The organism is Ligilactobacillus sp. RTP31139st1_D10_RTP31139_211217, from assembly GCF_040226755.1.
In the GTDB taxonomy this organism is placed as follows: Bacteria; Bacillota; Bacilli; order Lactobacillales; family Lactobacillaceae; genus Ligilactobacillus; species Ligilactobacillus animalis.
This window is the reverse complement of record NZ_JBCOAR010000004.1, coordinates 59948-80822: the sequence shown is the minus strand read 5'-3', so window position 1 is coordinate 80822 and position 20875 is coordinate 59948. Positions and strand designations below refer to the sequence as shown.

Here is a 20875-nt window from a genome sequence, read left to right as displayed (position 1 = left end):
CTTTTACCTCTTTTTAAATCTTAGTGATCGGTGCAAAGGCCGCTAATAGTCGCTTGATCCCTTGGCCAGCAAAGGCGATATCAAGTTCGATATCTCCACCACTACCACTGACCTTGACCACAGTCCCTGTACCCCAGGCTTTATGGGAGACCTTATCACCGATATTCCATTGTTTCTTTTCAGCCCCAGTTCCTTGGCTTTTTTCGACAGTTCCAGCTGGTTTGCGGTAAACTGGCTTCTTAGCAAAAGGAACATCGACTTTGGTTTTTGGTTGATAATCAGCTAAAGTTTCGTTATCACTTTGCAACAATTCATCGGAGATCTCACTGATAAAGCGGGAAACTTGGTTGCTCTGGCGCCGTCCATAGAGCATCCGCGAGAAGGCATTTGATAAGTAGAGTTCTTCTTCAGCCCGGGTGATCCCAACATAGGCCAAGCGCCGTTCTTCTTCGAGCTCACTTTCATCCATCACAGCTCGGCCTAACGGGAAGATCCCTTCTTCTAAGCCCATCAAAAAGACTGTTGGAAATTCCAGACCCTTAGCGGCGTGCAATGTCATCAAGGTCACTTCATCTGGATCTTCATCAACGCTATCTTGATCAGAAACCAAAGCTAGGTCAGCTAAGAAATCAACGAACGGATCGCTATTTTCTTCTTCTGGTTCCCAGTTTTCATCAAATTGCTTTGTTACAGACATGAATTCTTCTAAGTTTTCTAGGCGACTTTGATCTTCGAGCGTATTTTTAGCTTGTAAGCTTTGTTTATAGCCCGATTCATCTAAAATGATCTCCGTCAACTCAGTGATATTCTTAGTTTTCTCCAATTCATTGAAGCGCCGGATCAACTTAGCGAAACTTTCTAATTGGGTAGCTGCCTTGCCACTTACGCCAGTCATAATGACGTTTTCTGCTGCTTCGATCAAGGAAAGACCGTTCATCTCAGCAAATGCTTGCAATTTAGCCAAACTAGTTGCCCCGATCCCCCGTTTAGGTTCATTAGCAACACGCGCAAAACTCAAGGAATCATTCGGATTGGCAGCTAAACGCAGATAAGCTAAAATATCCAAAATTTCCTTTCGATCGTAGAACCGGTGAGCCCCAACTAATTTATACGGGATATTAGCTTTGACAAATGTTTCTTCGATCACACGTGATTGGGCATTTGTGCGGTATAAGACAGCAAAATCGCCATAATGCTTACCTTCAGTGCGCATCTTTTGCTGGATCTGCTTAACGACATAAAAGGCTTCATCGTTGGCATTATCTGCACGATAATAATGGATCTTTTCGCCTTCTGCATTTTGTGTCCATAATGTTTTAGCTTTACGATTGATGTTATTTTCGATAACTTCATTAGCCGCTTGCAAGATCGTCTTAGTTGAACGATAATTTTGTTCCAACTTGATCACGGTCGCATCAGGATAATCTTCCTCAAAATTCATGATATTTTCCATATTAGCTCCACGCCAACCGTAAATACTTTGATCAGCATCCCCCACAACACATAGATTACGATATGTTTGAGCTAACATGCTGACCAATTGATATTGAGCTTCGTTAGTATCTTGGTATTCATCCACATGGATATAGTGAAATTTACGTTGATAAAATGCCAATGTTTCTGGTGATTCTTTAAATAACCGGATCGTTTGCATGATGAGATCATCAAAATCCAAAGCTTGATTATTTTGCAACTGCTTTTGGTATAATTCATAAGCATCACTTACCACCTGTGAAAATGGATCAGCTGCATCTTTTCTTAGTTCTGCTGGTGTCTTTAAATCATTTTTGGCGTTCGAGATCGCACTCAGAACGGCCCGGGGCTCGAATTTTTTAACGTCAACGTTTAAGTTATCCGCTAAAATGTGTTTCATCAAAGTCCGTTGCTCACTTGTGCTTGCGATCGTAAAATTGCGATCATAGCCGATCTTTTCAGCATCACGGCGTAAGATCCGGACACATAAAGCGTGGAAAGTCGAGACCCAAATATCTTCTGCACCTTCAGCGATCAACTTATTGATCCGCTCACGCATTTCCCGCGCTGCTTTGTTGGTGAAGGTGATCGCTAAAATATTCCAAGGATTTACATTTTTTTCTTCGATCAAGTAGGCTACACGGTGTGTCAAGACCCGTGTTTTCCCACTACCGGCACCGGCCATGATGAGTAGTGGACCTTCAGTGCAGGCTACAGCTTCTGCTTGCTTATCATTCATGCCATCTAATAAGTTTCTTGCTGTCAAAATTTTCAAATCCCCTCTAAAATTTTCAATCAATGCCTATTATAGCAAATATTACAGCCCTATTCTTTAAAATTACTTAAATCTTAGCAAACAAGATGTAAAAAGACGCCGATATAAATACCGTGCGTCTTAAAAAATACTATTCAACTATTTCATCATCAGCTGTGATCTCATCCCAGATCCCAGTTGCTTCGACTTGTTCCTTGGCATGTTTGCTCGAATCAGCGGTCACTAGAACATAGCCTTCAGCTTTAACGGGATGAAGCGATTTAGGATAACGGAAATAATTGTAATGCCAGTTATCCTTTAAGACCCATTGTGTCCGCAAAGCATCGGTATCCTTGGTCGCGATCATCACCATCTCAGTTGGTTTTACCAAGTTAGGTTTAGACAAAGGGATCTGTGCCAAGGCACGCAAATGTTGTTCAAACATCGAAACGTCGGTTGCCTTATCAAATACATAACCTGAAGCATATAATGCCGGAATGATCCGTTTGATATACAAAGCACCACTCTTAGTCAAGAAAAATTCTGCTTGTAAGACCCCAACATAATTCAGTTCTTTGACGATCTCAGCTGTCAAGCGCTTGACCTCAGCTGCAACTTCACCATCTAAAGCTACTGGTGCCAAGGTCGCATGTAAACGGTGTTCGCGATAATAATCTTCTGCGATCGGGAAATACGTCAAGTTACCGTCTTTATCTCGGGCTAAAGTCAGGGATAATTCCTTTTCATACGGGATCCATGACTCGAGAATATAGGTCCCTAGATCGATTATGTCCGCACACTTAGCAATGTCGGTTTGTTTTTTGATGATCTGTTTTCGGCACTTACCAAAACCTTTTTGGATCGGTTTTAAAATGCATGGATAACCGATCGAACTGACTGCTTGGTAAACATCATCTAAACTGACGATCGTAGCGTACGGTGCAACGTTGATATTGAGCTGTTCAAAGAAAGCCCGTTCTAATAAGCGGTCCTGCGTGATCTCCAACGTATCACTACCTTGGGGGACCCGCGTGAAGCGTTGCAAGAATTTGACCGCCTCAACATCAATGTTTTCTGAGGTATAAGTTACTAAGTCACACCGCTGTGCAAAATCTTGGAGCTTTGTTTTTTCGTTCAACTTACCGACCATTTTTACATCAGCTTCGGCTAACACGGGATTACTTTCGTCTGAACAATAAACGATCACAGTAAAGCCCATTTTCTTAGCCGCCCGTGCTAACATGATGCCGTTGGGATTGCCCCCGATGATCCCTAAAGTATCGCCTGGAAAAAGGATCTCTTGTTCCATTCTCTCACAACCTCTCGTATCACTAATACTTACTTTCTATTTTACCACATTACTCAGCAAGACAGTATTTTAACAATGTAAATTTTTAAAAATATATTTTGTGCCACCTAACAAAAAAAGTAGGCTATCACCTGCTTCACACATTATTTGTCTACATCTTCTAAAACACGCACTTGTTACTTGATATCTTTTTTAGCTAGTCCTGCTCTACCCTTGAAGGCCAAATTCAATAATACTGAACTTAAACTTGCCACCACGATCCCATTACCTAAGAATAGTTGAACTGCACGCGGTAGATTTTGGAAGATATTTGGATAGATCGACACGCCCAGACCTAAACCGATCGAAACCGCCACAACTAAGATATTTCGTTGGTCGGTAAAATCAACATTAGCTAAGATCCTGATTCCTTGCACACTGATCATCGCAAACATCACTAGCATCGCCCCACCTAAAACCGGTGTCGGGATCATCGTCGCTAACGCCCCCGCCTTAGGCAACAGCCCTAACAGCATCAAAAGTCCTGCTGACCAATAGATCGGACGCTTGGTCTTGATCCCTGAAAGCTCAAGCAAGCCAACATTTTGTGAAAATGTCGTATATGGGAAAGTATTGAAGATCCCACCTAAAATGACAGCCATCCCTTCAGCGCGATATCCAAGTTTGAGGTCTTTTTCGGTGATCTTTTTATTCAAAATATCCCCCAAAGCAAAATAAACACCCGTCGATTCGACCATGGAAACCAAAGCGATGATGATCATCGTAACTGAAGATGACCATTCAAAGTGAGGCATCCCAAAGTAAAAAGGCTGTGGTACGTGGAACCACGGTGCTTCATGTAATGGCGCCAAGGAAACTAGCCCCAGCGCTGCAGCTACTAAACTCCCGATCACTAATCCCAGTAAGACTGCGATTGAACTCAAAAAGCCCTTTGCAAAGACTTGGATCGCTAAAATCAAGATCACCGTCAAAAAGCCCAAAGTGATATTGGTAAGTGAACCAAAATCTTTAGCACTAGCATTACCACCACCGATATTTTGGATCGCGATCGGGATCAATGTCAGACCGATAACAGTGATCAACGTCCCTGTGACCACAGGTGGAAAGAGGCGTTTGACCTTCGAAAACTGGCCCGAGACTAGACAAACAAAGATCCCCGCCACAATGATCGCCCCATACATCGTCTGGATCGTAAATTGGCTTCCGATCATCTTTAACGGTTCGACAGCTTGGATCGCACACCCTAAAACAACGGGCAGGCCGATCCCAAAATAACGATTGCGCATAAGCTGAAGTAAAGTAGCTAACCCACACATAAAAATGTCGATCGAAACCAGGTAAGTCATCTGTTCGGTGTTAAAATTCAAGGCTGTCCCGATCAATAAGGGAACGGCCACCGCTCCAGAATACATCGCTAATAAATGCTGTAAACCTAGTAAAGCCGCCTGACTGTTATTTGCTTTTTTCATCGTGTTATTCCCCCACAAAGTGCACTTTATCGTCTTCAAAAGAAGCGATCCGCGCAAGTGATTCCAATCTTACCCCGCGCTCTTTGATCAATTTAGCCCCATCTTGGAACGATTTTTCAACAACTACCCCTGCTCCAACGATATGGGCACTAGCTTGGCGACAGATCTCAAGTAAGCCCAAGACTGCCTGCCCGTTAGCCAAGAAATCATCGATCACTAACACGCGGTCAGTTTCCGATAAAAATTTTTGGTCAACTGAGATCGTATTGGTCACCTTTTTAGTATATGAGTAGACCTCAGCCGCATAGACATCACTATCCAAGGTCGATGGCTTTTTCTTGCGCGCAAAGACCACTGGAACATCCATCACGAGTCCAGCCATGATAGCTGGTGCGATCCCTGAAGCTTCGACCGTCAAGATCTTTGTCACAGCCTCATCTTTGAATAAACGCTCAAATTCTTGGCCGATCTCATACATCAACTGTGGGTCGATCTGATGGTTCAAGAATTGATTGACCTTTAATACGTTTCCCGGTAAAACAACACCATCTTGTTTGATGCGTTCTTCTAATACTTTCAAGCTATAGCCCCCTAAAAATAATAAAGACCAGACTTTGGCAAAAACAAAAGTCTGGTCTCCTAACGTTTTTTTACTCATAGTCCAAGATTTACGGTCTTGGGTAGAAACTCGCCAACCAGATTATGGCATTATATAAGTAACCTGTAGCTAGAATAGCATAACTATTTTTCGTTTTCAAGCTCAAATATTCGGCTTTTACACCAAAATATCTGAAATGTATCATAAATCGTATTGATTTAAATTATACTGTTTGATCAAGGCAATCAACTTTTCGGCATAATTAGGATCAGTCGCGTAGCCTTGATTTGGTAAAGCCCACGCTGCTTGTTCATAATTTTTGGCTTGCAGTACTGGCCCATAATGATCGGTATTCCAGTCCGTTCCATCAACAAAAAGTTGTGTATGCGCCTTGACCGAATCTTCCCAACTGCCATAGACTGCAAAAGTATCCTTGATCGTAGTCCATTGGCCATCGACATATTCTTGCGTTGTCATCAAAGACCCGTTCGGATTTTTGATCCCAAATAAGTTATTGTACTTAGCAGAAAGTTCACTTTTGCCCCCATCAGACTCTAAGGCTGCTTGAGCTAAGGTGATACTTGCTAAAACACCATACTGGCGCTGTTCGGCTTGCGCGATCGGAGCAAGTTGCTTGATAAAATTTTGTTTAGCTTGTTCATCATTTGAAGTTGTCGCTTGCGGTGTCTCACTAGTAGCAAAATATTTATCTGCCATGCCCGTAAGAAATGTTACCGCTAGTAGCACTATAAAACCTAAAAAAAGTAACTGTGAGTAATTTTTCTTTTTTCGACGTGCCACAAAATACCGCCTTTCTTAAAAATCAAGAACCTACGCTTTTAATTTTCTCAGTAAAGAAAGCGAAACACTGGGGGCAATGATCGCTGCCAAAGCCGCTTCTGGTAACCCATTTGTTGCCACGACCCCCAATAGATATGGTAACAAGGCTGCTACATCCAAGGCATACATGGCTGGTGCTTGCCCTTGATAAAAGAGATAGATCTGGCCTAAAACTAACAATGTATTAGTCAATGACCCTAAAACGGCTGCGATACCTGCAGCTAAGATCTTTGAGGATAAGCGTTTAGATAACCACATAAATGTATAGCCTGCCACGACCCCGATCAAGATCCGAGGTAAAACAGAGACCAGTGGATTCGTAAAGACGATCGTTGCCAAGGGACTCGTCGGCCAAACAAAGGCGCGAATAAAGGTGATCGTGCCCCAGACTCCACCGACGATCGCACCATCTTTAGGTCCTAAAACGAGTGCAGCCACGATCACAGTGATATGGATGATCGTTAAATTAAGGGGGCCAAGTGGAATATAACCCAGAAATGGGATAAAATTTTGGATGATAATGATCGCTGTAAATAGCGCTAAAAAGGCGATCCGTTGCGTTTTTTTTCGTTGTTTCAAATTAAACTTCCTTTTTTATGATCTTCTTATAGATTATATTATCCTGCGTTAAATATTACAAAAGAAAAGTTCGCTGATCACTTGTAAGTTTATTTTAGTCAAATTTGGCTATGATGCAAGGAATTTTCCAAAAATTTAAAAAAGTCAGTTCTAATGCTTACAGCACTAAAACTGACTTTATATTACACTAAATAAATTGTAAGATCGCCATCAAGATCGGTACTACGACTACAAATAAAACAGTACTCATCACGACCACATCAGTCGCATATTTAACATCCCCATGAGCTTCCTTTGCCAAAATAGGTAAGACGGCTAACATTGGAGTTGCTGATTGAACAACTAATGTTTGACGCATCAATGTCGGTAAGTCGACCCCAAAACTTGCACCTGCTTTGATCAACAAGATCAACACGACTGGTGATAACACAAAACGACCTAATAATGCCAAAATCGAATCGCGTTCGAACCGGAAATTGTTCAAACCTGCATCACATAACACGATCCCGATATAGATCAAGGACAATGGTGTCACCAAAGCACCGACATAAGACAAGGTTTGTCCCATAAAACTTGGTACTGGGATCCCTAATAGCAACCACACGATCGCTACGATAAAACCAACGAGTGGCATTGGTAGAACTTTTTTCCAATTGATCTTATGAGCTTTCTTTTGACTCTTATCGACCGTTGGATCATCATTTGAGATCAAGTAGACCCCAAAAGCCCAAGTTGAAACGGTATTGATGATGTAATAGATCAAGAAATAACTCATCGCCTTTTCACCAAAAAGCGCATTGTTCAAAGGCATCCCGATAAAGATCGTATTTGCGTTAACGACCGCATTCATGAAGATCCCCCGACGACCCGGCTTGATCTTTAAGACTTTAACTGCTGACCAAGCGATCACATAACCAATGATCACACCTAAGGCTGGGAAAATAATACCTTTTCCTAAACCTAAGAGGCTTTCCCGAGTCAAGTGATCCATCACACCCATAAAGATCGAAGCTGGTAAAGCGATCTTAGTGATCAAAGATGCGATATTGCCACCAAATGAATCGGCAAACCAACCTGTTTTACGTAAAATATAACCAAGTGCCATGATCAATACGATCACAAGCACACTTGAGACGGAAGTTAAAAAAACTGCCATAATAATTCTCCTTTTTCTTCTACCAAAGATAAAAGACCAACAAGTGGCCTTTTATCAATTTATTAATATTTAGGTTCCCACTTCATATCAGCCACTGCCTTCTTAGCGTCTGTCACGCCAGCAAGGCCTTGATCGATCGCTGATTGTGCTACGACTTGAGCAACTGTTTGTGAGAATTCTTGTAACTTAGAAACTGGTGGTAACACTGCAGCACCTGGTTGATCTGGATCAACGATACCACCTAAAGCGTGGGCTGCATCGGCCAACATCTTTTCGTTTAAGATCTTAGCTTTAGCCGCGATCGCACCAAAACCAACACCTGGGTAGACCAAAGCATTGTTTGCTTGACCGATATTGTAAGTTACACCGTTATATTCGATATCACCAGCTGGGATACCTGTTGCAACTAAAGCACGACCATCTGTCCATTTCAAAAGATCTTCTGCTTTAGCTTCAGCCAAACGTGTTGGGTTAGACAATGGGAAGATCACTGGACGTTTCGTGTGAGCTGCCATTTCCTTAACGATACTTTCCGTGAATGTACCTGGTTGTGTCGAGGTCCCGATCATAACAGTTGGATGAACTGCTTTAACGACAGCTTCTAAGTTCGTTAACTCATCAGCATTCTCAAATTCTGAACGTTTGCGCACAAAAGCTTTTTGACCTGGAGTTAGATCTTCTGTATCTTCGAATAAAAGCCCTTGTTTATCGACTAAGTAGAAGTGCTTTTTAGCTTCTGTTTCGCTCAAGCCTTCGCGAACCAATTCATCAAATAACATATTGGCGATCCCGACACCAGCTGTCCCAGCACCGAAAGTCAAGAAGATCTGATCGGTGATCTTTTCTTTAGAAATATTCATCGCACCCAAGACACCAGCAAGCGAAATGATACCTGTTCCTTGGATATCGTCATTGAAGGTCAAGATCTTATCTTGATATTTTTCCAAGATGACCGCTGCATTCGAGCGTCCAAAGTCTTCAAAGTGCAGTAAGCTTTCAGGGAAGAGTTTTTCTGCTGCAGCAACAAACTTGTCGACCATTGCATGGTATTTTTCACCATAAACACGTGCATGGCGGTTACCAAGGTAAAGAGGATCATTCAATAGTTTTTCATTATTTGTTCCGGCATCAAGTGAAACTGGTAAAACTTGAGCTGGATCGATACCAGCAGCTGCTGTGTAGACCATCAATTTGCCGACTGCGATATCAACACCATTAACGCCCCAATCACCCATACCAAGGATACCCTCAGCATCAGTTACAACGATCAAACGAATGTCACGCCCGTCAGCCGCATTTCGCAAGGACTCTTCGATGCTGTCTTGGTCATCAACAGAAATAAAAGCTGCTTCTTGGGGACGCGTGAAGATTTCACTGTATTGTTCGATCGATTCAGCGATCACTGGATCATACACGATCGGCATAAATTCTACGATATGTTGTCCCATCAAATAGTAGAATAGTGTTCGATTCGTATTAAAGATCGTCATCAAGAATTGGCGTTGTTCTAATTGGCTTGATTTGCGCTTGAATTGACCGTAAGCTTGGTCTGCTTGTTCTTGTAAAGTTTGGACCTTAGCTGGTAAAGCACCTGTCAAACCAAGTTCTTTACGTTCTTTAACTGTAAAAGCTGTTCCTTTATTTAAAAAAGGATTATTTAAAATGTTCATTGTATCTGCCATGTTTATCGGCTCCTTTTTTACTAGATCTCAATTGATGTCACTCATTTTAAAACGGTGCGATTTTTATAGTCAACTTTGTGGTACACTATTAGTAAAATTAATATGAGCTTTTAAAAAGCTGTCAAATCAAGGATCTGAAGATGAATATTAGAGATTTTGAATATTTCCACCAATTAGTCAAAGAAAAAAATTTTTCCAAAGTTGCCCAGATATTCTCTGTTAGCCAACCAACGGTCACATTAGCGATCAAGCGGCTCGAAGAAGAATTTGAAACGACCTTTTTTATCCGGGATCGCTCACACAAAGAATTACTGGTCACCCCTAGTGGCTACCAATTTGATGCCCATTTAAAAGTGATCTTAAACGAGTTAGCTATCGCTAAAAAAGAAGCTTTGCGTGCTAAACAAGAAAAATTACTCTTTGGGCTACCACCGATCATCGGCAATTATTTTTTCCCCAATATCGTTTCTAAATTGATCGCGACTGGTTTGATCGAACAACTCGAGACTAGGGAAGCTGGTTCACAAACTCTACTTAAGCTCTTATTAGATGGCTCGCTTGATTTTTGTCTCTTAGGCTCACTTGAACCTTTGACCCAACCCGCTCTAAAAGCTGAAACTTTTGCTCAAGCGTCATTTAAGATCATCGTCAGCAAGCAACATCCCCTAGCCTCAAAAAAGGCCGTCTATTTTTCCGAATTAAAAGACGAGCGCTTTATCGTGCATAATGAAGGCTTCATTCATGATAAGGTCCTCAAACTCTTAGCACAAAAAGAGCACTTCCGACCTGATGTCATCTACCGTACTAATTACGTCCACGTGTTAAAATCCATGGTCGTAAGCAACACGGGGATCGCCTGTTTGACAGACATTGCGATCAGCCCCAACGATGACTTTTCCGTTCTAGAACTCCTAGACGAACAACAGCCCAAATTCTTACTCTCGATCGTCACACGTGCGACTCAAGTAATGACACCAGCTAAAAAACAGTTGCTAGATATCTTGCACGACACGGTCTATAACTCCCCTATCGGAAAGGAAAATGAATAATGACTTTAGCAAGATTTACCGCTCCGCAACAACAATATTTCAAACTAGCTATGACCGAACTCAAAGCACAAAAGAAACGTTCCCACTGGATGTGGTTCATGTTTCCCCAATTACGTGGCTTAGGCAAAAGTCAGACCGCTCACTTATACGGGATAGCTGATCTCAATGAAGCCCAAGCCTTCTTGGCCGATCCATATTTAGGCAACAATTTACGTCAATTGTGTGAAGTTCTGTTACAAGTTCCGACCAATAACGCTAAAACGATCTTTGGTTTTCCCGATGATCTAAAGCTCAAGTCGTCAATGACACTCTTTTTTAAAGCCAGTAACGACCCCATTTTTCAAGCTGTACTGGATAAATTTTTTCACGGTGAACATGATCAAAAGACCCTTTTATTACTAAAAAATATGTAACAAACAAAACTAACATAACAACAAGGCCCTCACCACGATGCCACGTGGTGAGGGCCTTATATACTATTCTTTTCGCAAAGCTTCAACTGGGTCTAATTTTGAAGCGCGATCGGCTGGCAAAAGTCCCGCTAACATGCTGATGACTACACTGATCACGATCCCTGTCAAAATATAGTTAGTCGTCATCATCACTACTGGCACCTCAAACTGCGCTACCGTAAAATGGTTGACTAAAACTTGTAAGATCCAAGTCAACACGACTCCCAGTATTCCTGAGCTGAGACCGATCAAGAAAGCTTCTGAAACAAAGATCCGGCGAATGTCTTTTCTTCTAGCACCTAAGGCTTTCAAGACTCCGATCTCTTTAGTGCGTTCAACCACCGAGATATTCAAGACTACTAAGATCATGATCGCTGAGACCACTAACGAAACGGCGGCGATCGCGGCTAAGACATAGCTGATGACATCCATCATCTTAGTAAACATCTCAGTCATCGTTTCTTGCATCGAGCCACTGAAACCAAGCTTTTTGACCTCATCTTTGATCTTTTCGGTATTGTCTTTATCCTTAGTATAGAGATAGACAACATTAGGCTTCAACGTCTGTCCATTTTGAGCAAAAATATCTTTTAGATCGCTATAACGGACGATTGCAGTGCTGAAGTTAGACCCCTGCTGTTCATATGTCCCGCTGACCTTTAATTTTTGCTCGACTTGCTTACCATCGATCGTTAGCTTGAACGTTACTTCTTTACCAACAATATTCTTGGCCAAGAGATCTGCCGTTCCCTTATCAAGTAATACCTCATCTTTTCCAGGGGCTTTACCTGAAACGATACTTGACTTGGTGATATTGCTCGACATCGTTTGTAACGTCATGATCGTAGCATTTTTATCACCATAACTAACACTGTTTGTGCCTAACGAAAGCGTCGAATAGCCCTTTTCCAGACGATCGACATGTTTGATAGTTTTAAGTTTTGTGATATCTTTTGTCGTAAAATCATTATCTGTTCCCGAGCCCGTCAAAGCTGCCATATTGTTTTGTTGCATCCGACTGATCTCTGCATGATCGTCCATATCCGGTTGCTTATCAGGATCAGGCATCATGCTTTGGCGATGGACTTCTGTCACATTAGGATTGGTGTAACTATTCATCGTATCTTTAATATAAGTAGTTACGCCCCGCCCGATCGATAACATCAAAACAACTGCCATGATCCCGATACTAGTCCCAAAGGCAACTAAAGTATTACGGCCCAATTTGGCTTTCATATTGAGAAAGGCTAATCTGATCGCATTGAACAAGCTCATATTTTTGACTTCGATAGCGTCATGTTCTGTTCTCGTCGCTAAGGGCTCTAACTTACCCGTCACTTCATCTGAAACCAGTTCTCCATTATCGATCCGCAAGACCCGTGTACAATGGGCAGCTACACGATCTGAGTGAGTCACCATCAAAACTAACTTACCACTTTGCGCGATCTCTTTGATCAAAGCCAAAACATTGTCTGTCGTTTCAGCATCTAAAGCCCCCGTAGGTTCATCAGCAATGATAACATCGGGATCATTGATCAAAGCCCGGGCGATCGCAACGCGTTGCTTTTGGCCGCCAGAGATCTGATCTGGCTTTTTATAGAGATGATCTTTTAAACCAACCTTTTCTAACAGTTCCTTAGCGCGTTTGACCCGCGTCTCCTTATCGACATTAGATAACGTCATCGCTAAGGCAACATTATCGATCAAATTCAAATGGGGGATCAAATTAAAGTTTTGAAAGATAAACCCGATGCTTTTCTTATGGTAATCAGCTAGTTCTTGTGCAGTGTAATCGCGCAAATTTTTACCGCGATAACTGATTTCACCCTCAAAGTCAGAATCCAAGCCACCGATCAAATTCATCAACGTGGATTTTCCACTCCCCGATTCACCGACGATCGAGACTAACTCACCGGCTGAAAAGGTCGCATTGATATTTTTCAACGCCTCAAAGGTGCCACCTCCAGCCATTTTATAAATTTTAACGACATTTTTTAATTTTAAGATATCCATCCTGCCCATCCTCTCTGTATCTTCCCCCTCACCATAATTTTAATATTTAATAATTGAACCGTCTACAAAAAAAGACTAGTGACAATTGCCCCTAGTCTAAGCCGTTTTAACTATGCATGTGCTCTTCTACTAAAGATAGCCGACACAATAAGTACCAAGATCACCGCACCGATGATCGAAGGAATGATCGCCATCCCCGCAACCTGTGGTCCCCAAGCACCTAGTAAAGCTTCACCTAATGATGAACCGATCAGACCAGCTAAAATATTACTGATCCAGCCCATCGAACCACCATTTTTCGTCAAGGCACCTGCAATTGCACCAATGATCGCACCAACGATCAATACCCAAAGCCAATGTAACATTTAAATCACTTCCTTATTTATTTTTATCGTCTTTTTCAAATTTTTCTTTTAGTTTTTCAGCACCCTGTTCGATATCTTCTTTCAGATCAGCTGCTTTTTCACGCGCTTTACCCAACAATCCTTGTGCTTTACCTTGCGTTTCGCGCACCTTGTCATCGGTCAATTTTCCTTCAGTCTCTTTGACCTTACCTACTGCCTCGTCTTTTAAGCCTTTTAATTTTTCTTCACTCATTTTTGGTCCTCCTACTTATTATCTTGTTGCAATTCTTCTTTAGTTTTTACGTCGTTGATATGCATTTCAAATTTCACTAAATTTAGCCCTGTCATCTCGCGTAAAGCTTTTTGGACTCTGCTTGAGACCTCTTCAAAGATCGTCTCGGCACTTTTACCATATTCGATCGTGGCATCCATTTTGATCGCCACTTGCTTTTCACCGACTTCAGCTTCGATCCCCTTGGTCTTATCGGTCCCTTGGGTCAGTTTATCGGTAAATTCACTGAACATGTTGCCATCAAGTGAAATGATCCCGGGAACTTGATTTGCTGTGATCCCGGCAATTTTTTCGATCACCTGATCATCAAAGGTCAATTTCTGTTCTAACTTTTCTTTCTCCATATCGCTTACCTCGCAATTTCTTTGTATCCCTAGACAATAGTAACTTTTTGATCATAATGATATGGTTTAAGTTTTAAATTTAAACGTCTTAGTTCGATATTCAACATCTCCTTTAAATCACGCCTCACAGTTTGGGTGATTTGTGACTCTAACACTGTAGGATCGGTCGTTTGCGATAACGTCGCCACAACAACTACATCAGCTTGCCTTCGATTAGATAACAACTTAACTTTGACCTCAATGTTAAACAGATCATACTTACCAAGCGTCAAACGAACATTATTCTCAACTGCCTTTTGATCGATCTGAACCTTACTGGCATGATCGCGGTGGATCGTCATACTGCCCTGTGTCGTCGGACGACTGATCGTCCAACTAAGCCACAAAACTGCAAGTACAACTAGATATATCCCAAGGCCTAAAATGACCTTTTGCCCAAAGTCAGTCAGTAGATAGGCAAAAATATTTTGGAAGATACTTGCCTGTGGGAAAAACCACCAAGCGATCACGATGCCTCCTAAAGCAGCTTGGAGAAACATTCCGAAACAAACACTCCATTTGATCCATGCTTTCATGACATCACGCCTTTCTTGTCCCTGTCTTAACCTTAACAGGTATCTCACCTTTTTGCATGCTATTTCATAAGCAAATCAAACTTCTTAACATAAAATAAATAATATTTAATTTTTTATTATTTTTTCAAAAAAAGAGGCTTTTGTGATATTTGCACCACAAAAGCCTTAAATCATTATTACTATTCAATTCGTTTAAAGAAGAAACTCTTTAACCAATTACGATTTTTCTTTAGTTGTACATAAGCTATCACTGCGAAAAGCAAGGCACCGATAAAATCAGCGAACAGATCGCCCATCGTATCCATCAACGCAGCGCGTCCAACTAACGGACGTCCCGCCTGCATGTAACGTTGGAGGTTCATGCCAAAACTATCACACGTAAACTCATAAAATTCCCATAACACACCACAAAAGACCGCAAAGGCTACGCTATACATCCCAATAAAAAAGGGTGAGATCTTTTCGATAGCATCATCTGGAACTAAAGCGCCAAAGGCTGAAAAGGCAAAACCACCTAACAATGCACCACTTAACAAATGCAGCCCTTTATCCCAATATGGAACACTGTAGAAATGATAGACTGTCCCTAAATAGACTGACCCATAAATAAAGAGGGCAAAGAACAAATACAATGTTGGTGGTAAATAGATCCGCAAGCGCTTAGCGACCCACTTGGGGATCAGTACAATGATCAAACCTAATACGATCTCAAGTGCTAAAAACCAAGCTGCTCCTTGCTCTGCTGTGGGACCTAATAGAGCATCCTTGACTGTAAAGCCCAAGGATAACACCATCGAAATAACGACGAACAGTAAAAATATATTCAAACAACGTTCACTAAAACTGCTTTTTTGCATGTTTTTCTTCCCTTCAAAAAATACTGCTATGTATTAATTAAAGGACAAGCACACAATTTTCGCAAGCGATTATCATCAAATCGTTGGGAAAAGTCCATAATTTTCCGTTTCAAGCACCTTAGTTTTGATCTTGCACTCCGATAATCCCTCTTGTAGCAGTGGTAACTTTAAGCGTGATTGTTGGTCCAGTAAAAAAACGACCATTTCTGCTTCGTTGACCCCAAATTCATCAGCTGCAAACGCAACCAGCTTCAAATGTAGATCTTCTGTCAACTTTTTTAGTGCTTGATTCAACACTTGTTGTTTTGAGTTATTACTCTTGATAAGTAACATGTCGATTCCCCCTAATTTTTAGTAAGGCAAAAAGGGGTTCCCACATCAGGCCCCCCTTATGCCGATAAGTATGAACAAGCTCGATCAAAAAAGATCGGCTTTCCGCCACTATAACTTATAATGCCAGAAAAATGTTTTATCAGGTCTTGACTGATTTCAGGACGACAAGCTTTTAACGCCCTAAGGCTGATACAGCGGGGCTTCACCGCTTAGCCTAAAACTTGAAAATGACAGGATATAAAAATTATGCTATGATTGTGTCAGAATAATTGATCAAAGCTGACCAGCTAATTGTTGGCGCAATTGCTGGCATTAAGTTTCAATATCGTCAATGGACATGGATCAGTATACGGGAAAGTAATACTGATCCTTTCAACAAAGCAAACAAAATAGAGACAATTTTTAGATATACCTAAATCCTTTGCACTATGAATATATCACTCCAAAATAGGTATGTCAATAAATTATCTTCATTTTGCACCCACTTTTTTCATTGGCGCTTTATTTGGTCGAATTGATAAAGGAGGTGTGATATGAAGTCAACGATCCCCGAAGTGATCATCACACTTCGAGAAAGTCACGACCTATCGCAAGCACAACTTGCTAAGCTGATGGGCTTAAATAAAAACGTTATGGGGCGGATCGAACATGGTGATCGCCCATTACGCGCAGAGGAGATCTTAAAACTAGCCGAGATCTTCGATGTCTCAACTGATTTTATCTTAGGTAAAAAGTCTGCGGATATTCCTAAGGGAGAAAAGCTTTATCACAAATATAATGAACAAACTGCAAAAGATCTCGCACGCAAGATCAAAGACTTGATCGCTCTTACTGAAAATGAACCCGATCTAAACTTTGACGGCCTACCTCTAACATCTGACAATCGCAAGTTACTTGCCAACGCGCTTGAGATCGGCTTAGAACTCAGCCAACGCAAGCAAGCAGAGCATTATGATAATAACTAGAAAAGTTCTCTAATTTAGAGGACTTTTTATTTTACTTTTCTGAGGCAAGTGCTAAACTAAAACCAAACATACGTTCAGGAGGTTTAAAAATGGAGCGCTTATTTGAAAAAGTCATTACTCTCAAACGATACGATCGGACTTTTGATCCTTATATCCTCTGTGCTACCTTAGATATTGAGATCTTATACTTTGATCTTGGCGATATTCTAGGCTTTAAAACCACTTACTGTGATGTCTCATTGATCTATCTCAACCAACACCTTGCCACTACTACGCAACGTTTTGTCGTCGCACATGAACTAGGGCATATTTTGCTCCATAAAGGGATCAGACCACTATTGCTCCAATATATGAACCATAGTCGTTTTATCTCACACTTTGAAGCAGAGGCCGATCGATTTGCGATCATCTTGCTTTTATGTCACTACTACGCGACGACCGATCTAGAAGTTGGTCCAGATAAATTGATGTATGAGCTGGGGATCCCCGAGCATTGTAAGGCATTATTCTTAGATACGTTTTCTCAAATGCAATTGCATCAGCAACACTTAGCGCAGTTACTGCTTTAAAATAAAAAAGCCACGGTCAAGACCGTAGCTTTCATGAAATATATTAGTTTGTAAAACCGTATTTCTTGTTGAAGCGATCCACACGACCATCGGCTTGTGTGAATTTTTGCTTACCTGTGTAGAATGGGTGTGAGTCGCTGGAGATTTCCACACGAATCAATGGGTATGTGTTACCGTCTTCCCATTCAATTGTTTCTTCAGTTGTCTTTGTTGAACCAGACAAGAACTTGTAACCTGTAGCTGAGTCCATGAAAACAACTTTGTGATAATCTGGATGGATTCCTTGTTTCATTCTAATTTCGCTCCTTTGCCCTGATCCATTTGCTGGGTCAGAGTTATTTTCGTGTTATACAACAAACAACATGATACCATGAATTTTACTTCGTTGCAATTATCTTTTGCGATTTTGTGTCGAACTATTTGAAAGTTCTAGTTGATCGATCTGCATACAAAAATCTTGATTATTTTTGGTTTGGCGCAAGATCTTTAAGATCTGTTCGGTGTCCTTTAGCGTGTCATCCCCCATCGCACGGCGCAGTTTCCAAACTGCTTCCAATTCATCGTCTGAAAGGAGTAATTCTTCTTTACGCGTTCCTGATTTTTTCAAGTCGACCGCTGGGAAGATGCGACGTTCGGCTAAGGTTCGGCTCAATTGCAGTTCTTGGTTACCGGTCCCCTTGAACTCTTCAAAAATAATATCATCCATTCGACTACCAGTATCAACTAAAGCGGTCGCCAAGATCGTCAAGCTCCCACCTTCTTTGACATTCCGCGCAGCCCCAAAGAACTTCTTAGGGCGATACAGTGCCGTTGGATCAAGACCACCAGATAAGGTCTTTCCGCTTGCTGGGACGACTAGATTATATGCTCGAGCTAAACGTGTCAACGAATCCAATAAGATGATGACATCTTGTTTGTCTTCAACTAACCGCATCGCTCTTTCTAAGACCAGCTCAGAAATATGCACATGGTTTTCTGGACGTTGATCAAACGTTGAGTAGACGACCTCACCATTTGGATTGATCTTCGCTAAATATTCTTCCAGATCGGTCACTTCTTCAGGTCGTTCATCGATCAGAAGGACTAATAGCTTTGCTTCGGGATAATTTTTCGAGATCCCTGCCGCAATATCCTTTAAAAAGGTAGTCTTACCCGCTTTAGGTGGTGCCACGATCAGCCCCCGTTGGCCAAAACCGATCGGGGCAAATAGGTCGATCATTCGTGTCGATAATTTTTTAGGATCATGTTCTAAGATCAAACGTTGATCAGGATATTTTGCCGTTAACGCTGGAAAATGCGGTCTACCTTTGGCTTCTTCTGGACTTTTTCCGTTAACAGAATCGATATAAAGCATTCCATAGCGGTCGTTAGCGACATTTTGTCTTGGAGGTCGGACTTTACCTACGACCTCATCGCCGTTACGCAAGCCAAAGCGCTTGATCTGAGAAGCCGAGACATAAATATCTTCTTTGGATTGATTATAATTCAATGGACGTAAAAAGCCGTAGCCACCTTCATCATAAAAGATCTCTAAGACGCCCTTCATGACAAAACTTGATTCTTCTGCTTGAGCACGGATAACAGCCAAGGAAAGTTCTTTTTTGTTCATCTGGCTGTAGTATTTGATCTTATACTTACGTGCGTACTCATATAATTCTTTTAACGTCTTTTTTTGTAAGTCTTCTAAAGTTTGCATTTCTGACATGCGATCGCCTCTATCGTAATTATTTTAAAAATCTAGTGTTTCACTCTCAGTGATAACTTTCAGATCAACATTTAACCCGCGGAATTTTTCAACGATCCGATCATACCCACGTAAAATGTTGTCCGCCTTGGTGATCGTTGTTGTACCATCTGCCATTAAAGCCAAACCTAACAATGATACGCCGGCTCTGATCTCACCAGCTTCTACCGTTGTACCGATCAACTTCTTAGCGTGACCGATCGTGATCACACCATCTTGACTGGAGATCTTAGCACCCATTTTTTGCATTTCAGGAATATGCTTAGTTCTTTGTGGATAAAGGGTATCAATAATCGTTGAACTGCCCTTAGCTTTCATTAAAAGTGGAGTCAAGGGTTGCTGTAGATCAGTGGCTAAGCCTGGGAAAGGTGCGGTTTTGACGCTAACTGGGGCTAGAAGGTCGCCCCCAGGAACATAGATCTTATCTTCATCGATCTCAAGGGTCACGCCCATTTCTTGCATCTTAGCGATAAAAGGATCCAAATGTTCCGTGATCACATTTTTCACCAAGACCCCTTCACCGTTTGCAGCTGCAAATGACAAATATGTTCCCGCTTCGATCCGATCGGGAATGATCGTGTGAATGTTTTGCGCTTTTAAGCTGTCAACACCCTGTATGCGGATCACATCCGTTCCAGCCCCACGGATCTTAGCCCCCATGTTATTTAAAAATGTTGCTAGATCAACGATCTCTGGCTCACGTGCAACATTTTCCATGATCGTTGTCCCTTTAGCTTTGACCGCAGCTAATAAAACATTGATCGTCGCACCGACCGAAACTAGATCAAAGAAGATCCGGGCACCTTGTAAGCCTTCTGGACCAGTCGTGATATAAACCGTATCATCTTTTTCAACGACTTTAGCGCCCAAAGCTTTAAAGCCCTTGATATGTTGGTCGATCGGACGTGGCCCGATATTATCACCACCGGGGAAACCTACGACAGCTTTACCGAATTTACCAAGCAAAGCACCCATAAAATAATAAGAAGCTCGCAAACTGCGAATAGCTCCACCGGGAAGTGGAGTGGATTCGATCGTTGTTGGATCAACGGTAAGTTTTCCTCGGTTATAAAATGATTTTACGTTCATTGATTCTAAAATCAACATTAAGTTGTGCACATCTAAAATATCAGGAACAGAATCAAATTCAACAGGTGTATCAGCTAAAATGGAAGCTGGAATAAGAGCTACAGTACTATTTTTGGCCCCGCCGATCGTCACTTCTCCTGACAATTTTTGCGAACCCTTGACAATCATTTTTTTCATTTTGTTAAATTCCTCACTAAATCAATTAAATAAATATATATCTTTTCGAATCATCATCAAATAGTCTGCGCAGATCATTAAACAGTAAACAATGCGCCATATTGAATTTTACAGGATAAAAGCTAAGGTTTCAATGTAAATTAGTGCTTTATCAGTGAAATATCTTAGCTAATTTTTAAATTACACTAAAACAGCATTGCAATTCGAAATAT

General features: G+C 41.5%; 22 protein-coding genes and 1 riboswitch. Of the genes, 4 read left to right on the top strand and 18 right to left on the bottom strand.

Annotation, left to right across the window (positions count from 1 at the left end):
- Window positions 1-13: 13 nt before the first annotated feature.
- The 8 genes from pcrA to ABT996_RS03555 all read right to left on the bottom strand — a co-directional run bounded on the left by pcrA (window position 14) and on the right by ABT996_RS03555 (window position 9860).
- Complete coding sequence (gene pcrA / locus ABT996_RS03590) at window positions 14-2212, bottom strand: DNA helicase PcrA (protein WP_103050403.1); 2199 nt, start codon at window positions 2210-2212, stop codon at window positions 14-16.
- A gap of 166 nt (window positions 2213-2378) precedes the next feature.
- Entirely contained in the window at window positions 2379-3536 is a 1158-nt protein-coding gene (locus ABT996_RS03585) for an ATP-grasp domain-containing protein (protein WP_035447490.1), read from the bottom strand.
- A gap of 176 nt (window positions 3537-3712) precedes the next feature.
- On the bottom strand, window positions 3713-5005 hold the full coding sequence (locus ABT996_RS03580; protein ID WP_035447493.1) for a nucleobase:cation symporter-2 family protein: 1293 nt from the start codon (window positions 5003-5005) through the stop codon (window positions 3713-3715).
- 4 nt (window positions 5006-5009) lie between these two features.
- On the bottom strand, window positions 5010-5585 hold the full coding sequence (locus ABT996_RS03575; RefSeq protein WP_035447628.1) for a xanthine phosphoribosyltransferase: 576 nt from the start codon (window positions 5583-5585) through the stop codon (window positions 5010-5012).
- Window positions 5586-5642: 57 nt separating this feature from the next.
- A riboswitch (purine riboswitch) is annotated at window positions 5643-5741 on the bottom strand.
- A 63-nt stretch (window positions 5742-5804) separates the two neighbouring features.
- Window positions 5805-6404: a glycoside hydrolase family 73 protein gene (locus ABT996_RS03570; protein WP_035447496.1), complete on the bottom strand. Its 600-nt coding sequence runs from the start codon at window positions 6402-6404 to the stop codon at window positions 5805-5807.
- A gap of 30 nt (window positions 6405-6434) precedes the next feature.
- Complete coding sequence (locus tag ABT996_RS03565) at window positions 6435-7022, bottom strand: ECF transporter S component (RefSeq protein ID WP_010689545.1); 588 nt, start codon at window positions 7020-7022, stop codon at window positions 6435-6437.
- 187 nt (window positions 7023-7209) lie between these two features.
- Window positions 7210-8178, bottom strand: a complete 969-nt coding sequence (locus ABT996_RS03560; RefSeq protein WP_010689546.1) for an AEC family transporter — start codon at window positions 8176-8178, stop codon at window positions 7210-7212.
- 62 nt (window positions 8179-8240) lie between these two features.
- Complete coding sequence (locus ABT996_RS03555; protein WP_035447498.1) at window positions 8241-9860, bottom strand: malolactic enzyme; 1620 nt, start codon at window positions 9858-9860, stop codon at window positions 8241-8243.
- A 140-nt stretch (window positions 9861-10000) separates the two neighbouring features.
- On the opposite strand from ABT996_RS03555, the gene ABT996_RS03550 reads away from it, so the two are divergent.
- Together ABT996_RS03550 and ABT996_RS03545 are read left to right on the top strand one after the other, a co-directional pair.
- Window positions 10001-10909 (top strand): LysR family transcriptional regulator, encoded by a 909-nt coding sequence (locus ABT996_RS03550; RefSeq protein WP_035447499.1) that lies wholly within the window; start codon window positions 10001-10003, stop codon window positions 10907-10909.
- Window positions 10909-11322 (top strand): DUF1810 domain-containing protein, encoded by a 414-nt coding sequence (locus ABT996_RS03545; RefSeq protein WP_010689554.1) that lies wholly within the window; start codon window positions 10909-10911, stop codon window positions 11320-11322. The genes ABT996_RS03550 and ABT996_RS03545 overlap by 1 nt, the downstream gene beginning before the upstream one ends.
- A 63-nt stretch (window positions 11323-11385) precedes the next feature.
- Here ABT996_RS03545 and ABT996_RS03540 read toward each other — a convergent pair whose 3' ends face one another.
- The 7 genes from ABT996_RS03540 to ABT996_RS03510 form a co-directional block, all read right to left on the bottom strand.
- Window positions 11386-13374: an ABC transporter ATP-binding protein/permease gene (locus ABT996_RS03540; RefSeq protein WP_035447503.1), complete on the bottom strand. Its 1989-nt coding sequence runs from the start codon at window positions 13372-13374 to the stop codon at window positions 11386-11388.
- 110 nt (window positions 13375-13484) lie between these two features.
- A complete protein-coding gene (locus ABT996_RS03535) occupies window positions 13485-13739 on the bottom strand; it encodes a GlsB/YeaQ/YmgE family stress response membrane protein (RefSeq protein ID WP_029507343.1) in 255 nt (84 codons plus the stop codon).
- Window positions 13740-13752: 13 nt separating this feature from the next.
- Complete coding sequence (locus tag ABT996_RS03530) at window positions 13753-13971, bottom strand: CsbD family protein (protein WP_035447505.1); 219 nt, start codon at window positions 13969-13971, stop codon at window positions 13753-13755.
- An 11-nt stretch (window positions 13972-13982) separates the two neighbouring features.
- Entirely contained in the window at window positions 13983-14354 is a 372-nt protein-coding gene (locus ABT996_RS03525) for an Asp23/Gls24 family envelope stress response protein (RefSeq protein ID WP_010689639.1), read from the bottom strand.
- Between the two features lie 29 nt (window positions 14355-14383).
- Window positions 14384-14929 carry an alkaline shock response membrane anchor protein AmaP gene (amaP, locus tag ABT996_RS03520; RefSeq protein WP_035447507.1) on the bottom strand — a complete coding sequence of 182 codons (546 nt, stop codon included), beginning with the start codon at window positions 14927-14929 and terminating at the stop codon, window positions 14384-14386.
- 179 nt (window positions 14930-15108) lie between these two features.
- A complete protein-coding gene (locus ABT996_RS03515) occupies window positions 15109-15786 on the bottom strand; it encodes a DUF2238 domain-containing protein (RefSeq protein WP_010689641.1) in 678 nt (225 codons plus the stop codon).
- A gap of 75 nt (window positions 15787-15861) precedes the next feature.
- A complete protein-coding gene (locus ABT996_RS03510) occupies window positions 15862-16119 on the bottom strand; it encodes a hypothetical protein (protein WP_035447509.1) in 258 nt (85 codons plus the stop codon).
- A 533-nt stretch (window positions 16120-16652) separates the two neighbouring features.
- On the opposite strand from ABT996_RS03510, the gene ABT996_RS03505 reads away from it, so the two are divergent.
- Window positions 16653-17084, top strand: coding sequence for a helix-turn-helix domain-containing protein (locus tag ABT996_RS03505; RefSeq protein WP_035447511.1), 432 nt, complete (start codon window positions 16653-16655; stop codon window positions 17082-17084).
- An 89-nt stretch (window positions 17085-17173) separates the two neighbouring features.
- Window positions 17174-17653, top strand: coding sequence for an ImmA/IrrE family metallo-endopeptidase (locus tag ABT996_RS03500; RefSeq protein ID WP_035447513.1), 480 nt, complete (start codon window positions 17174-17176; stop codon window positions 17651-17653).
- A 43-nt stretch (window positions 17654-17696) separates the two neighbouring features.
- Here the strand turns inward: ABT996_RS03500 and ABT996_RS03495 are convergent, their stop codons facing one another.
- From ABT996_RS03495 to murA, 3 genes are all read right to left on the bottom strand, one after another.
- Window positions 17697-17945, bottom strand: a complete 249-nt coding sequence (locus ABT996_RS03495) for a type B 50S ribosomal protein L31 (RefSeq protein ID WP_004049440.1) — start codon at window positions 17943-17945, stop codon at window positions 17697-17699.
- A 99-nt stretch (window positions 17946-18044) separates the two neighbouring features.
- Window positions 18045-19358 (bottom strand): transcription termination factor Rho, encoded by a 1314-nt coding sequence (rho, locus tag ABT996_RS03490; RefSeq protein WP_035447516.1) that lies wholly within the window; start codon window positions 19356-19358, stop codon window positions 18045-18047.
- A gap of 24 nt (window positions 19359-19382) precedes the next feature.
- Window positions 19383-20663 (bottom strand): UDP-N-acetylglucosamine 1-carboxyvinyltransferase, encoded by a 1281-nt coding sequence (murA, locus tag ABT996_RS03485; protein WP_035447519.1) that lies wholly within the window; start codon window positions 20661-20663, stop codon window positions 19383-19385.
- Between the last annotated feature and the right edge of the window lie 212 nt (window positions 20664-20875).